The organism is Blastococcus sp. TF02-09 (genome assembly GCF_003319105.1).
GTDB lineage: Bacteria > Actinomycetota > Actinomycetes > Mycobacteriales > Geodermatophilaceae > Blastococcus.
Genome location: NZ_QOHH01000002.1, coordinates 13,603 through 26,419, shown reverse-complemented (window position 1 = coordinate 26,419; position 12,817 = coordinate 13,603). Strand labels below are relative to the sequence as shown.

The 12,817-nt window shown below is 75.5% G+C and carries 15 protein-coding genes; 8 read left to right on the top strand and 7 right to left on the bottom strand.

All coding sequences use genetic code 11. From position 1 onward, the window contains the following. Positions 1–22: 22 nt before the first annotated feature. Positions 23–436 (bottom strand): NUDIX domain-containing protein, encoded by a 414-nt coding sequence (locus tag DQ239_RS02600; RefSeq protein WP_113832721.1) that lies wholly within the window; start codon positions 434–436, stop codon positions 23–25. A gap of 96 nt (positions 437–532) precedes the next feature. On the opposite strand from DQ239_RS02600, the gene DQ239_RS02595 reads away from it, so the two are divergent. The 5 genes from DQ239_RS02595 (at position 533) to DQ239_RS02580 (ending at position 3,926) form a co-directional block, all read left to right on the top strand. Further along, the gene (locus DQ239_RS02595; protein ID WP_113832720.1) at positions 533–1,156 is read left to right on the top strand and encodes a DUF6758 family protein; all 624 of its coding nucleotides are present in this window, start codon (positions 533–535) and stop codon (positions 1,154–1,156) included. Positions 1,157–1,329: 173 nt separating this feature from the next. Beyond that, positions 1,330–1,488 (top strand): hypothetical protein, encoded by a 159-nt coding sequence (locus DQ239_RS20260; RefSeq protein WP_233488672.1) that lies wholly within the window; start codon positions 1,330–1,332, stop codon positions 1,486–1,488. A gap of 7 nt (positions 1,489–1,495) precedes the next feature. After that, on the top strand, positions 1,496–2,125 hold the full coding sequence (locus DQ239_RS02590; protein ID WP_113832719.1) for a PH domain-containing protein: 630 nt from the start codon (positions 1,496–1,498) through the stop codon (positions 2,123–2,125). A gap of 40 nt (positions 2,126–2,165) precedes the next feature. Beyond that, positions 2,166–3,023 (top strand): PHP domain-containing protein, encoded by an 858-nt coding sequence (locus DQ239_RS02585; protein ID WP_113832718.1) that lies wholly within the window; start codon positions 2,166–2,168, stop codon positions 3,021–3,023. Positions 3,024–3,059: 36 nt separating this feature from the next. Further along, on the top strand, positions 3,060–3,926 hold the full coding sequence (locus DQ239_RS02580) for a PD-(D/E)XK nuclease family protein (RefSeq protein ID WP_113832717.1): 867 nt from the start codon (positions 3,060–3,062) through the stop codon (positions 3,924–3,926). Between the two features lie 4 nt (positions 3,927–3,930). Here the strand turns inward: DQ239_RS02580 and DQ239_RS02575 are convergent, their stop codons facing one another. The 4 genes from DQ239_RS02575 to DQ239_RS02560 are packed head-to-tail and all read right to left on the bottom strand — an operon-like array spanning position 3,931 to position 8,417. Next, positions 3,931–4,806 (bottom strand): oxygenase MpaB family protein, encoded by an 876-nt coding sequence (locus DQ239_RS02575; RefSeq protein WP_113832716.1) that lies wholly within the window; start codon positions 4,804–4,806, stop codon positions 3,931–3,933. Continuing rightward, positions 4,803–5,711, bottom strand: coding sequence for an alpha/beta hydrolase (locus tag DQ239_RS02570; RefSeq protein WP_113832715.1), 909 nt, complete (start codon positions 5,709–5,711; stop codon positions 4,803–4,805). Before DQ239_RS02570 ends, DQ239_RS02575 begins: the two co-directional genes overlap by 4 nt. A gap of 49 nt (positions 5,712–5,760) precedes the next feature. Next, a complete protein-coding gene (locus DQ239_RS02565; RefSeq protein WP_233488670.1) occupies positions 5,761–6,885 on the bottom strand; it encodes a PQQ-binding-like beta-propeller repeat protein in 1,125 nt (374 codons plus the stop codon). Next, positions 6,885–8,417 carry a DEAD/DEAH box helicase gene (locus DQ239_RS02560; protein ID WP_233488669.1) on the bottom strand — a complete coding sequence of 511 codons (1,533 nt, stop codon included), beginning with the start codon at positions 8,415–8,417 and terminating at the stop codon, positions 6,885–6,887. Before DQ239_RS02560 ends, DQ239_RS02565 begins: the two co-directional genes overlap by 1 nt. A 482-nt stretch (positions 8,418–8,899) precedes the next feature. On the opposite strand from DQ239_RS02560, the gene DQ239_RS02555 reads away from it, so the two are divergent. Next, positions 8,900–9,550: a ferritin-like fold-containing protein gene (locus tag DQ239_RS02555; RefSeq protein WP_199582541.1), complete on the top strand. Its 651-nt coding sequence runs from the start codon at positions 8,900–8,902 to the stop codon at positions 9,548–9,550. Between the two features lie 103 nt (positions 9,551–9,653). On the opposite strand, the gene DQ239_RS02550 is transcribed toward DQ239_RS02555, so the two are convergent. Together DQ239_RS02550 and DQ239_RS02545 are read right to left on the bottom strand one after the other, a co-directional pair. After that, positions 9,654–9,896, bottom strand: coding sequence for a DUF3107 domain-containing protein (locus DQ239_RS02550; RefSeq protein ID WP_113832713.1), 243 nt, complete (start codon positions 9,894–9,896; stop codon positions 9,654–9,656). Positions 9,897–9,992: 96 nt separating this feature from the next. Further along, the gene (locus tag DQ239_RS02545; RefSeq protein ID WP_113832712.1) at positions 9,993–10,640 is read right to left on the bottom strand and encodes a TetR/AcrR family transcriptional regulator; all 648 of its coding nucleotides are present in this window, start codon (positions 10,638–10,640) and stop codon (positions 9,993–9,995) included. 70 nt (positions 10,641–10,710) lie between these two features. On the opposite strand from DQ239_RS02545, the gene DQ239_RS02540 reads away from it, so the two are divergent. Continuing rightward, positions 10,711–11,742, top strand: a complete 1,032-nt coding sequence (locus DQ239_RS02540; protein ID WP_113832711.1) for an alpha/beta hydrolase — start codon at positions 10,711–10,713, stop codon at positions 11,740–11,742. Positions 11,743–11,829: 87 nt separating this feature from the next. Then, positions 11,830–12,765: a DUF3152 domain-containing protein gene (locus DQ239_RS02535; protein WP_233488668.1), complete on the top strand. Its 936-nt coding sequence runs from the start codon at positions 11,830–11,832 to the stop codon at positions 12,763–12,765. The last annotated feature ends 52 nt before the right edge of the window (positions 12,766–12,817 follow it).

Below are 12,817 nucleotides of genomic sequence, written 5' to 3'. Positions count from 1 at the left end.
GCGCTGCCGGCCGGGGGAGACCTCAGGCCGGCAGCGCACCCCACTGGCGCAGCGTCTCCAGCAGGCGCGGCGTGCAGGCCAGCCCCTCCCGCGTGGCGGCGTCGGCGAACACCGCGTCGGCCGCGTCGTCACCGGCCACCGGCTCGGCCGCGAGGTCGACCAGGGTGCACACGAAGTCGGTCACCTCGTAGACCACGCCGTCCCCGGGGATCGACAGCCGCCCGGCCACGGCACCGGGCCGCACGAGCAGGCCGGTCTCCTCCCGCACCTCCCGGACGACGGCGTCCTCGAGCGTCTCGCCGGGCTCCACCCGTCCGCCGGGCACCGACCACAGCCCGGCCGAGGGCGCGTGGCCCCGCCGGATCAGCAGCAGCCGGCCGGCGCCGTCCAGCACCACCGCCCCCACGCACGGCACCACCGGGAGCTCCGCAGCCATGACCGGCACGCTACGGGCCGCGCGCCCGGGCCGTTCCCGACCCGGGCCGGAGGCAGTGCTTGACGATTCCGGTAGGTCCCAGGACGGTATTGCCCGATGAGCGTGTCGCCGGTCTGCCCCCGATGCGGCGAGCCGTTGCAGGTGCGGCCGGGCTCCACGGCGCAGGCGTGGTGCCACCGGCACGGCGCCGTCACCCCGCTGCACCACACCGTGCTGGTCGCCCACGACGCCCTCGCCGCCGTCACCGCCGACGCCCGGGTGCCGGCGTGGGTGCCCGACCCCATGCCGGCCGGCTGGGCGGTCACCGGGCTGGCCTGGGGCGGGGAGCCGGGCGCCCGCGCCATCGTCGTCGACACCGCCGGCCCGGCACCCCTGGGTGGCTCGGCCGAGCTCGTGCTCGTCGCCGAGGAGCCGGGCACCGGCGTGGGCTGCGGGTACGCCGGCCTGCCCGGGCTGGACCCCGGGGAGTTCATCTCCGGCCCGTCCTCGGTCGCGGTCGAGGCGGCCGGCCAGCGCGCCCCGCTCTGGGCGGTGCCGACCACCGACGACCGCGCCGCGTTCGTGGGGGAGGCCTACGGCGTGTGGCTGTGGCTGGTGGTCTGGCCGATGAACGCCGCCTGGCTGCTCGCCGAGGAACCGCGCCTCCTGGACCTGCGGGAACGCATCTACCCCGTCCTCCCGCTGGGTCCGCCCAGCGAGCACCTGCTGCCCGGCAGCTGACCGCTCCGTGACGGACCGGCTCGCCTCGGTCCACGACCGGCGCGTCGCGGTGGTGGCCCCTGGGGTCTGTGTTACCCATGGGACGAACGCGTCCGCCGCACGCCCGGGCGGGACTTCCCACGCACGCCGGCGCTTCCTCCGGCCTGCCCATTCCAGCACCCTCGGAGGTGACGGTGAACCTGAAGAAGGTCATCACCTGGCTCGTGGTCGCCTTCGCGATCTGGTACGTCATCCAGAACCCGGAGGACTCCGCGGACATGGTCCGCACCGCCGGCACGGCACTCGGGGACGCCGCGACGTCCCTCTCCGAGTTCGTCGGCTCGCTGGCCTGAGCACGGCATGACCGCGTCCCCGGCGCTGCCCGGCCGCGCCAGCAAGGACGCCGACAAGTACCTGCTCCCCGGCGAGGACGTCGTGCTGGCGACCCGGCGGCACTGGGCGGTGCTCATCGAGCCGACGGTGAAGTTCCTGCCGGTGTTCCTGGTGGGGGCCGTCCTGTTCCTGGTGGACCCCGACAACGCCGTCACCAGCGTGGTCGGGCTGGTCGTGCTGCTCGGCTCCCTCGTCTACTACGCGCTGCGCGTCGGCGAGTGGTGGATGCGGCACTTCATCGTCACCCGACGCCGGGTGCTGCTGACCTCCGGCGTCATCGTCCGCACCGTCACCCTGCTGCCGCTGCGCCGGATCACCGACCTGACGTGGGAGGAGACCTTTCTCGGCCAGATCCTGGGCTACGGCAGCTTCCGGTTCGAGTCCGCCGGCCAGGACCAGGCGCTGCGGCACATCACGTTCATGCCGGACGCGAAGAAGGTCTACCGGGAGGTCAGCGGTCTGCTGTTCAGCGCCGACTGGGGTGGCGCCGCCGGTGGGGACGACGAGGGCAATCCCGAACCCCCACCAGCACCGCCGCCGCCGTCGCCGGTGCGGCACGACACGGCGCCCATCCCGCCGCTGCCCCCGACCTCGTGAGCCCGGCGCGCCGGCCCCCGGTGCGGCAGGCTGGGCGCTGATGCGCATCGACCTGCACACCCACTCCTCGGTGTCCGACGGCACGGAGACCCCCGCCGAGCTGATGCGGACCGCGCGGGCCGCCGGGCTGGACGTCATCGCGCTCACCGACCACGACACCACCGACGGCTGGGCCGCCGCCCGCGACACCCGTCCCGAGGGCCTGACCGTCGTCCCCGGGATGGAGCTCTCCTGCCGCTGGTTCCCCGATGATCAGCCGCCGATCAGCGTCCACCTGCTGGCCTACCTCTTCGACCCCGACGCCCCGGCCCTGTCAGCCGAGCGGGCGCGGCTGCGGGAGGAGCGGCTGGGCCGCGGCGAACGGATCGTCGAGGCGCTGGCCGCCGACGGCTACCCGGTGACCTGGGCCGAGATCGTCGAGGCCTCCGCCGGCGGTGTGGTGGGCCGCCCGCACGTCGCCCGGGCCCTCGTCCGCGCCGGGGTGGTCGAGTCGGTCGACGCCGCCTTCGCCACGCTGCTGCACCCCCGCAGCCCGTACTACGCCGCCAAGGCCGACACCGACGTCCGGCAGGGCATCGCGCTGGTCCGTGCCGCCGGAGGCGTGCCGGTGTTCGCGCACGGGCTGGCCACCAAGCGGGGCCGGGTGCTCGACGACGCCGCGGTCGCGGCCATGGCCGAGGCCGGGCTGCTGGGCGTGGAGGTCGACCACCCCGACCACAGCGACGCCGAACGGGCCCACATGCGCGGGCTGGCCGCCGACCTCGGCCTGCTCACCACCGGGTCCAGCGACTACCACGGCACGAACAAGACGACGCCGATCGGCGCCTGCACCACCGACCCCGCGCAGTTCGAGGCACTGGTGGCCGCCGGGACCGGCGCCGCGCTCTTCCGCGACTGACCACGGACCGTCGGACCCGCTCGTTACGGTGGCGCCATGCGCAACCCCTCGGACGCCGGGCAGTCGGTCCTGCCCGGCATACCGCGGCGGCTGCTGAGGGCCTCGCCCAAGTCGCTGGCCGACTTCTCCGACTGCCCGCGGCGCTACCGCTACGCCAACGTCGACCGGCCGAGCCCGCCCCGCGGGCCGCGGTTCGCCCACCACACGGTGGGGACGGCGCTGCACCAGGTGCTCACCCAGTGGTACGACCTGCCCGTCGAGCGCCGGACGCCCGCCTCGGCCCGGCAGCTGCTGTACGCGACCTGGACGCCGGCGGGGTTCCGCGACGACGAGCAGTCCGACCGCTGGCGGGCCCGGGCGGCCGGCTGGCTCACCGACTTCGTCGCCGACCTCGACCCCGAGGTGGAGCCGCGCGCCCGGGAGCGCACGGTGAGCACCACCACCGAGCGCATGACGCTGTCGGGGCGGGTCGACCGGATCGACGAGCGCGGCGAGGAACTGGTGGTCGTCGACTACAAGACCGGGCGCAACCCCAGCACCGACGACGAGGCGCGCGGCTCCCAGGCCCTGGCCCTCTACGTGCTCGCCGTCCGCCGCACCCTGCGCCGTCCCTGCTCGAGGGTCGAGCTGCACCACGTGCCCACCGGGACGGTGGCGTCCTTCGAGCACACCGAGCGGTCGCTGGCCAACCACGCCCGCCGGGCCGAGGACGTCGCGATCGACATCGCGGCCGCGCTGCAGGCGGTGGACGACGGGCAGGACCCCGACGCCGCCTTCCCGACCGTGCCCGGGCGGCAGTGCGGCTGGTGCGACTTCCGGCCCGCCTGCCCGACCGGTCAGGCGGCGACGCCGGCCCGCGAGCCGTGGAGCTTCCTCGCCGAGGACGACGAGACGACGGCCTGACGCACTAGGCGGCGCGCTCCGCGGCGACCCGGTCGTAGCCGGCGCGGACGATCGGTGACCGGTACGCCCGCTGCGGCAGCGCGAGGAACCCGGCCCGGAAGGCGCGCAGCCCGGCCGTCGCCGCGGCGTCGGTGAGCGCCAGGCCCGGCAGGGAGTACATCTGCCGCGCCCACGCGGGCAGCAGCGCGAAGCAGAGCCCCGCGAGCGAGCCCCAGACCGGCCGGGCCGGCGTCAGCACCTGCAGCCACCCAGGCATCGGGGGGAGGAACAGGTCGCGCACGCCCTTCACGGCCGCCGGGGTGAGCGCCAGCGACGGCCGGATCGCCTCGAAGTAGGCGTCCATCTCCGCCACCGACCTCGGCACCGTCTCGAGCGGCACCCCGACGAGGTGCGCGAACGCCACCTGCTCTTCGACGTACCGGTCGGCGTCCTCGTCGGACAGCGCGAGACCGGCCCGGCGCGCGGTCGACAGGATGGAGTCGACCGCGCAGGTGTGCACCCAGAGCAGCAGGTCGGGGTCGTCGACGCGGTACGCCCGGCCGGTCGTCTCCTCGACCCCCGACAGCTTCCGGTGGTAGCCGCGCACGCGGGCGGCCATCCGGCGGGCCTCGGTGCGCGTGCCGTAGACGGCGGTCTCCATGTACTGGCCGGTCCGGGTCATCCGCATCCACCAGTCGTCCTTGAACCCGGCGGAGTTGCGCGCCACGCCGTCCATGGCGACCGGGTGCAGGGCCTGGATCATCAGCGAGCGCATGGCGCCGAGGTGGTAGGCCGGATCCCCGTGGACCCGCCAGGTCACGCTGCCGGGGCCGAAGAAGCCCAGCCGGTCCTCCTCGGCGGTCCAGTCGTCGGGGGAGGGGAGTGGCGCGAGGCGGGTCATGCCGTCACCGACCTCCAGAAGTCGCAGAGGACGGCCACCGTCGCCGCCGGGTTCTCGACCGCGGGGGAGTGGATGGAGTCCTCGATCACCTCGTGCCGGGCGCCCAGCCGCTGCGCCATCTCCTCCTGCACGTGCGGCAGCCACGCGTCGTCGGCCTCGCCGTGCGCCACCAGCACGGGCATGCCGGTCGCCCGGAGCTCCTCGACTCGGTCCGGCTCGCCCAGCATCGCGTCGGCCATGCCGCGCAGGCCCGCCCCGGAGTTGCGCAGGAAGCGGCGCGCGTAGAACTCCCGCGTGGGTGCCGGCACCGCCTGCGCCTTCGGGTCCGTCATCGCCAGCTGCTCCATCGTCCGGTGCACCAGCTCCACCCCGCCCTCGTCCAGCAGCGGGGCGAGGTGGTCGAGCAGCTCGGCGCGGCCGCCGGTGAGCTGGGCGGGCCCCGAGCCGAGCAGCGTGAACGAGCCGAACAGCTCCGGGGTGGAGAGGACGGCGGCCCGGGTGACCAGCCCGCCGAAGCTGTGGCCGAGCAGGTGCAGCGGGGCGCCGGACTCCTCGCGCAGCACCCGCGCGACGGCGACGACGTCCTCGGCGAGCTCGGCCACCGAGTAGCGGGCGGGGTCGTCCGGCCCGGGCGACTCGTACTGGCCGCGCTGGTCGATCGCGACGACCCGGTAGCCGGCGGCGGACAGCGGCGCCAGCAGCGGGGCGAAGTCCTCCTTGCTCCCGGTGTAGCCGGCGACCATGAGCACCGTGCCCTCGGCGCCGGGGCCGGTGTCCAGCGCGGCGAGCGGGCCGGCCCCGCCCTCGAACGTGCGCGGGGAGGCGTCGTGATCGGCCAGCTGGCGCAGGTCGGTGGGCGCGACGGCCGGCGGGGCAGGGGAGTCGGGGGCACCGGGCAGGACCATGTACCCGAGTGTGCCCTGAACGTCGCCCGGACCGCCGCCCGGCTCGGCCTCAGCGGTAGCCGCGCACCTCGTCGTCCAGCCGCAGGACGACGACCGGCCCGACGACGGTCGCCACGCCGTCGGAGGGGAGGTCGGGGGCCGCGAACCGCCCGAGTTCGGCGCCGCTCGGCGTCTCGATCCGCACGAAGCCCTCCGCGGTGGGCACGACGACCTCCCCGGTCTCCACCGGGGCGGCGGCCGGCAGCCCGTCGGCCGGCACCGACCAGCGGACGCCGCCCGATGCCGGGTCGATGGCCGACAGGACGCCTCCGGCGCGCACCAGCGCCAGCCCGGCGGCCGAGGTCTGCGCGGCCGCGTCCGCCGGCTCGACGGGCAGGGTCGCGCGCAGGGCACCGTCCTCGGGTGCGAGCAGCCGCACCTCGGCTCCCGCGCGCACGCCGACCAGGTCGTCGGCACCCAGCAGCGACGCGTCGTCGACCTCCGGCAGATCGGTCGTCCAGAGCTCGGTGCCCTCGAACCCGTCGTACAGGCGCAGCCGCCCGGCGTCGTCCGCGCAGCGCTCCAGCACGGCCACCCCCGCGCTGCCGGCGACGGCGCCGAGCCAGCGGCAGTCGTCGGCCGGAGCCGCCCGCCAGCGGATGTTGTTGCCGCGCGGGTCGAAGGTGACGACGCCGGTGGGCCCGGCGGCCAGGACGATCGACGTGGTCGACGAGATGACGGCGTCCCCGCGGAGGCTGAGGTTGCGGGTCCACACGCGCACGCCGGTGCCCGCATCGAGCGCCACGGCCTCGTCGCACCCGTCGGCGGTGCGGAACACCGCGACCGCGACGCCGTCGGCGACGGTCACGCCGCACAGCCGGGCGTTGCTGCGGGTGTAGGACCACGCGACCTCACCGGTGACGACGTCGAGCGCCCGGACGCCGTGGTCGGAGCCGACGACGACGCGGCCCTGCTCGACGACGTCGGCGGGCAGCACGTCACCCTCGGCCGACCAGGCCTCCTCGACGGCACCGGCCGGCGCCCCGGTGGGGACGTCGGCCGGTGCGGACGTGGTGCTCTCGGTGGCCGCCGCGTCGGAGTTCCGCCACAGCAGGGCGGCGACGACGACGAGGGCCAGGGTGGCCGCGATCCACACCCACACCCGCAGGGGCGGTCCGGACAGCGACCTGGCCATCAGGCGCCGGCGGCCGGCTCCGCGCCCCCACCGGCGGTCGGCTCGCCGCCGCTGCGGCCGGCACCGCCACGGCGGCGGCGACGGCGACGCGGCCGTCCCTCGCCACCCTCGCCGCCGGACCGCTGCTGGGCGGCCTCGCCACCGGAACCCTCGGGTGCTGCGGACGCGCCCTGGGCCGCCGCGCCACCGCCGCGGGTGCGCCGCCGGGGCCGGCTCTTGCCGCCGCCCTCGCCGGACTGGCGGTCGCCCTCGGAGCGGCCGCGCGGGCCGCGATCCGAGCCGCCGGCCGGGCGGTTGCGCTTGCCCGTCTCGCCGAGGTCCTCGAGGGTCTCGGCCTCCAGGCCTTCGCGGGTGCGCTGCGAGCGGGGCAGCCGGCCCTTCGCGCCCTCGGGCACGTCCAGGTCGGTGTAGACCCACGGCGAGGTGGAGTAGGTCTCCGGCGGGTCGTCGAAGCCCAGGTCCAGCGCCTTGTTGATCAGCTGCCAGCGGGGGATGTCGTCCCAGTCGACCAGGGTGACCGCGACACCGGTGCTGCCGGCCCGGCCGGTGCGGCCGATGCGGTGCACGTAGGTCTTCTCGTCCTCGGGGCACTGGTAGTTCACGACGTGGCTGACGCCGGTGACGTCGATGCCGCGGGCGGCGACGTCGGTGGCGACCAGGACGTCGACCTTGCCGCTGCGGAACGCGCGCAGCGCCTGCTCGCGGGCGCCCTGGCCGAGGTCCCCGTGCACGGCGGCCGCGGCGAACCCGCGGTCGACCAGCTCGTCGGCGACCTTCTGCGCGGTCCGCTTGGTGCGGCAGAAGACCATCACCAGGCCGCGGTCGCGGGCCTGCAGCACGCGGGCGAGCAGCTCGGGCTTGTCCAGGTTGTGCGCCCGGTAGATGAACTGCGTGGTCTGCGGGACCGTCGAGCCCTCGTCGTTGCCGTGGGCCCGGATGTGGGTCGGCTGCGTCATGAAGGTGCGGGACAGCGTCACGATCGGGCCGGGCATGGTGGCGGAGAACAGCATGGTCTGCCGCTTCTCCGGGACCATGGCCAGGATCCGCTCGATGTCGGGCAGGAAGCCCAGGTCGAGCATCTCGTCGGCCTCGTCGAGCACCAGCGCCCTGACCTTGCCCAGGATCAGGTCGCCGCGCTGCGCGAGGTCCAGGAGCCGGCCCGGCGTCCCGACGACGACGTCGACGCCGGTGCGCAGGGCCTCGATCTGCGGCTCGAACGCGCGCCCGCCGTAGATGGCCTGCACGCGGATGCCGCGCTTGGCGCCGGCGGCGCCGAGGTCGCGGGCCACCTGCACGCACAGCTCCCGGGTGGGGACGACGACCAGCGCCTGCGGGACGCCGTCGCCACCCTCGGACGGCGGGGTGACCCGCTGCAGCAGCGGCACGCCGAAGCCGAGGGTCTTGCCGGTGCCGGTGCGCGCCTGGCCGATGAGGTCGTTGCCCGCCAGCGCGAGCGGGAGGGTCAGCTCCTGGATGGCGAAGGTGCGGGTGATCCCGGCGTCGGCCAGCGCGGCCACGATGTCGGGGTGCACGTCGAAGTCGCTGAACAGCGGGCTGTCCGGCGCGACGGGGGCGCCGCCGAGGGACTCGACGGACTGCTCGAGCTGCTCGGGGTCGGGAGCGCCGGTCTCGGCGTGCTCCAGCTCGACGGCCGGGGTGGGGGTGTCGTTCTCGGTGGAGGTCAGGGGTCTCGCCTCTGGTCTGCGGGGGACCGGTTCCGGCGGCGGATGATCCGCGGCGTCGGACCTGTCCCGGGTCGGTTGTCGCGGGATCGGGTTCCAGCGCCGACGCGGCCAGCATGACCGGGCGTCCGGTGGAGGACCTGCCCGGGAGACGGCCCGCAGGGGGCGTCGTCCGACGGTCGTCAGCGCACGAGTGCACGGCAGGCCGTGAGGCCCACCGGGGCCCATGGTAGCGCCCGGCACCGGCTAGCCTCGGCCCGCCGCACGGATGATGTGGTCTGCCCCACTCGTGGGGGGAGTGTTCCTGCGCCCGCCCGAGCCGAGGAGACCACGTGAGCCAGCCCGAGCCCGGAGCCGTCGTCGACCTGCTGGGCGTGCTGGCCTACGCCGAGCTGACCGCCTTCGATCGGCTCGCCGAGGACGCCCGGCTGGCTCCCACGCTGACCGGCCGGGCCGCGCTCGCGCGGATGGCGGCGGCGGAGATCGGCCACCACGTGCGGCTCACCGAGCGGATCGCGGAGCTCGGCGCGGACCCGGCCGCGGCGATGGCGCCGTTCACCGTCGCGCTGGACACCTTCCACGAGAGCACCCGGCCGAGCACCTGGCTCGAGGGGCTGGTGAAGGCCTACGTCGGCGACGGTCTGGCCGCCGACTTCTACCGCGAGATCGCGGCGTTCCTGCCCGAGCCCGACCGGGACCTCGTGCTGGAGGTGCTCGCCGACACCGGGCACGCCGACTTCGCCGTGCGCGAGGTCCGCGCGGCCATCCAGGCCGACCGGCGGCTCGCCGGACGGCTGGCGCTCTGGGGACGGCGGCTGGTCGGGGAGGCCATCACCCGCTCGCAGGCGGTCATCGCCGAGAACGACGGGCTGGCCGACCTGATCATGAGCGGGACCGGTGACCTGGCCGGCGTCGGCCGGCTGATCGACCGCATCACCAGCGCGCACACCGAGCGCATGACCACCCTGGGCCTCAACCCCTGACCGGACGGAGGGGGCGTCCCCGCGATGCGGGAACGCCCCCTCCGGCCCCGGTGCAGGGCCCCACGGCGAGCGTGCGAGCCGTGAGGGGCAGCGGGGTCCTCCGTCAGCTGGTGCTTCCGGCGATGAAGCCGACCCGCCGCTGATCGGCCTGGGCGATCTCTACGTAGGCGATGCGGTCGACCGGGACGACGACGCGCCGACCCCGCTCGTCGACGAGGGTCAGCAGGCCGTCCTTGGTGGTGCCGGACATGGCTGCCGACACCTCCGCAGCGATCTCGTCAGGGGTCTTGGGGCTGTCGATGACCAGCTCCCGGGGGGAGTGCTGGACGCCGATCTTGACTTCCACGTGGGCGATGCCTCCTCGGTTCGCGCGACTGTCCCCAACGCTAGTCCAGCCCGGCGCCGGGGGACGGTCGGAGCGGGTGCGCCGACAGCGAACGCCTCAGGCGAGCGGCTGCCCGCCGTCGATCCGCGGGAAGCCGGAGATGCCCCGCCACGCCAACGCCGACATGAGCGCCACGGCCTCGTCGCGGGAGACGGTGCCCTTGCGGGGCAGCCACCACCGGGCGCTGGACTCCGCCAGGCCGGCGAGCCCCGAGGCCAGCAGCAGGGCCCGCTCGGTGTCGGCGCCGGTGTCGGCGGCGATCACCTCGGCGATGGCCTCGACGCAGGTGCCGGTGCCGCGGTCGACGATGGTGCGGACGTCGGCGTCGTTGCGCAGGTCGGACTCGAAGACGAGGCGGAAGGCCTCGCCGTCGGCGTCGATGAAGTCGAAGTAGGCGCCGACGGCGGCGTCCACCCGCGACCGGTTGTCGTGGGTGGCGGCCATGGCCTCGGCGACTCGGTCCGCCAGCTCGGAGACCTGCTCCTCGAGCAACGCCAGGTACAGCTCCCGCTTGCCCGGGAAGTGCTGGTAGAGCACCGGCTTGCTGACACCGGCGCGGTCGGCGATGTCGTCCATCGCGGCCGCGTGGAACCCCTGGGCGACGAAGACGTCCTGGGCCGCGCGCAGCAGCTGCAGCCGGCGGGCGCCCCGGGGCAGGCGGGACGTGCGGCGGTTCGCTGCGGGGGCGGGAGGTGGCGGCTGCATGGCACGGGGATGTTACCGACGGGTTCGTGCGCGGCATCACAACCACCACCGCTGGATTACCGTCGCGGCGATGCCCGAGATGCCCAGCTCCGACGTCCGCGGGCCGTCGTCCCTCGGGGACGCACCCGACTCGGCGACCGCCCTGCCCGGCACCGCCGTCCTCCGGCCCCCGTGGCCGGGCCGGCAGCTGCCGGCCGGTGGGGGTGAGGTCTTCGTGCGCTGCACGCCGTGGACCGGACCGGTCGACGGCGACCCGTCCGGCGCACCGCACGAGCGGGCGCTGTACGTGCACGGGCTGGGGGGCGCCTCGACGAACTGGACCGATCTCGCGGCGCTGCTGGCGGTCCGCGTCGAGGGGTGGGCGGTGGATCTGCCGGGCTTCGGGCAGTCCCCGCCGCCACCCCGCGGGCGGTACTCGATCCGCGGGCACGTGCGGGCGGTGATCGACGTCCTGGAGCACATCCGGCAGCAGCCCGGCGAGGCGCAGGGCCGGCCCGTGCACCTGCTCGGCAACTCCCTCGGCGGCCTGGTCAGCGTCGTCGTCGCAGCCCGGCGGCCCGACCTGGTCGGCACGCTGACGCTGATCTCACCGGCCATGCCGGTCTACCGCGTCCCCCCGGCGTTCAGCCGGGCGCTGCTGCTCCTGCTGCTGCCGGGCGCCACGACGCTGGCCGAGCGCCGCCTCGCCGGGGTCACCCCGGAGCAGAACGTGCGCTCGATGATCCGGATGTGCTTCGGCCGGCCCGACCAGGTGCCCGAGGAGCGGGTGGACCAGGCGGTCGAGGAGATGCGCATCCGGGCCGAGCAGCCGTGGGCCGACCGCGCGCTGGCCGGCAACATGCGCGCGCTGATCACCTCCTACCTGCGGGTGGGCCGGGCCAACGCCTGGCGCATGGCCGGTGCCCTGCGTCAGCCGACGCTCGTCATCTGGGGCGACCGCGACAAGCTCGTCGACCCGGCGATGGCCCCGCGGCTGGCGGCCGCCATCCCCGACGCCCGGCTGCGGGTGTTCGAGGGCATCGGCCACGTGGCGATGCTCGAGGCGCCGGAGCCGACGGCGCGGGCCGTGCTGGGCATGCTCGAGGCGCTGGACGCCACGTAGGGCCGGGCGGCTGCCGGCTGCAGCCGACTCGCCACGCAGCGTGAGACCCTGGGCCGGACGTCGATCGGGAGACCAGGGAGGTCGGGAGTGTCGGGACGCCGCACCGACGGCCGGGTCGACTCCCCGAGCCGATCGGGAGGCACGCGGACCCGCCCGCGCAGCGGCCCGCTGGTCGCCGCCGCCGACCCCGACCGGGTGCGCCGTCGGGTGGGCCCGGCCGACGGCCCCGTGCGCGGCTTCGTCCGCCGGTACGGGTGGCGCGCCTACGCCATCCCGTTCCTGACGGTGGCGACCCTCGTCGCGCTCGTCGACGTCGCCGTCGACCGGCCGGCCGGCACCGATCCGGCCGGCGCGAGCAGCTCGGCGCTGGCCGCGACGCCGTCGGTCCTCCCGCTGCCCGACGACGGCCGGCCCTCCGACGCACCCGCGCAGGGCGACGCCGAACCCACCGAGGTGCCGCCCCCGGCTGCCGACGCCGCGATCTACGTCGAGCGCGGCGCCGGGACCGTCTCGGTCGTCGACGGCGGCTCGCCCGTCTACGGCACCGGCCCGCTGCGTCGCTTCGTCGTCGAGGTGGAGGACGGCATCGACGTCGACGGCGCTGGGTTCGCCGAGGCCGTCGAGGAGACGCTGGGCGACCCGCGCTCCTGGGGGAACGGCGGGCAGATGTCCTTCCAGCGGGTGGGTGCCGCGGAGGCGGATGCGGGTGAGTACGAGTTCCGGGTGTCGCTGGTGAGCCCGGGCAGCATGGAGACCTACTGCCCCGGCGTGGGCACCGGCGGGTACACCTCCTGCCGCTACGGCGAGCGGGCCGTCATCAACCTGGCCCGCTGGGCCACCGCCGTCCCGGACTACAAGGGCGACGTCGCCACGTACCGCCGGTACGTGGTGAACCACGAGGTGGGGCACGCGCTGGGCAACGGTCACGAGTCGTGCCCGGGGCCCGGCGAGCTCGCGCCGGTGATGCAGCAGCAGACGCTCGGCCTGGACGGCTGCGCCAAGAACGCCTGGCCCTACCCCTAGCCTCGCCGCCCCCTCGCCGACCGCGGGGAAGGCCACGTCGCGACGACGCCCT

Coding starts and splice junctions, on each gene's coding strand:
- DQ239_RS02570 (WP_113832715.1), bottom strand. CDS start 5,711: ATGGTCCTGCCCGGTGCCCCCGACTCCCCTGCCCCGCCGGCCGTCGCG.
- DQ239_RS02540 (WP_113832711.1), top strand. CDS start 10,711: ATGCCCGAGATGCCCAGCTCCGACGTCCGCGGGCCGTCGTCCCTCGGG.
- DQ239_RS02590 (WP_113832719.1), top strand. CDS start 1,496: ATGACCGCGTCCCCGGCGCTGCCCGGCCGCGCCAGCAAGGACGCCGAC.
- DQ239_RS02565 (WP_233488670.1), bottom strand. CDS start 6,885: ATGGCCAGGTCGCTGTCCGGACCGCCCCTGCGGGTGTGGGTGTGGATC.
- DQ239_RS02595 (WP_113832720.1), top strand. CDS start 533: ATGAGCGTGTCGCCGGTCTGCCCCCGATGCGGCGAGCCGTTGCAGGTG.
- DQ239_RS02545 (WP_113832712.1), bottom strand. CDS start 10,640: ATGCAGCCGCCACCTCCCGCCCCCGCAGCGAACCGCCGCACGTCCCGC.
- DQ239_RS02580 (WP_113832717.1), top strand. CDS start 3,060: ATGCGCAACCCCTCGGACGCCGGGCAGTCGGTCCTGCCCGGCATACCG.
- DQ239_RS02585 (WP_113832718.1), top strand. CDS start 2,166: ATGCGCATCGACCTGCACACCCACTCCTCGGTGTCCGACGGCACGGAG.
- DQ239_RS02600 (WP_113832721.1), bottom strand. CDS start 436: ATGGCTGCGGAGCTCCCGGTGGTGCCGTGCGTGGGGGCGGTGGTGCTG.
- DQ239_RS02575 (WP_113832716.1), bottom strand. CDS start 4,806: ATGACCCGCCTCGCGCCACTCCCCTCCCCCGACGACTGGACCGCCGAG.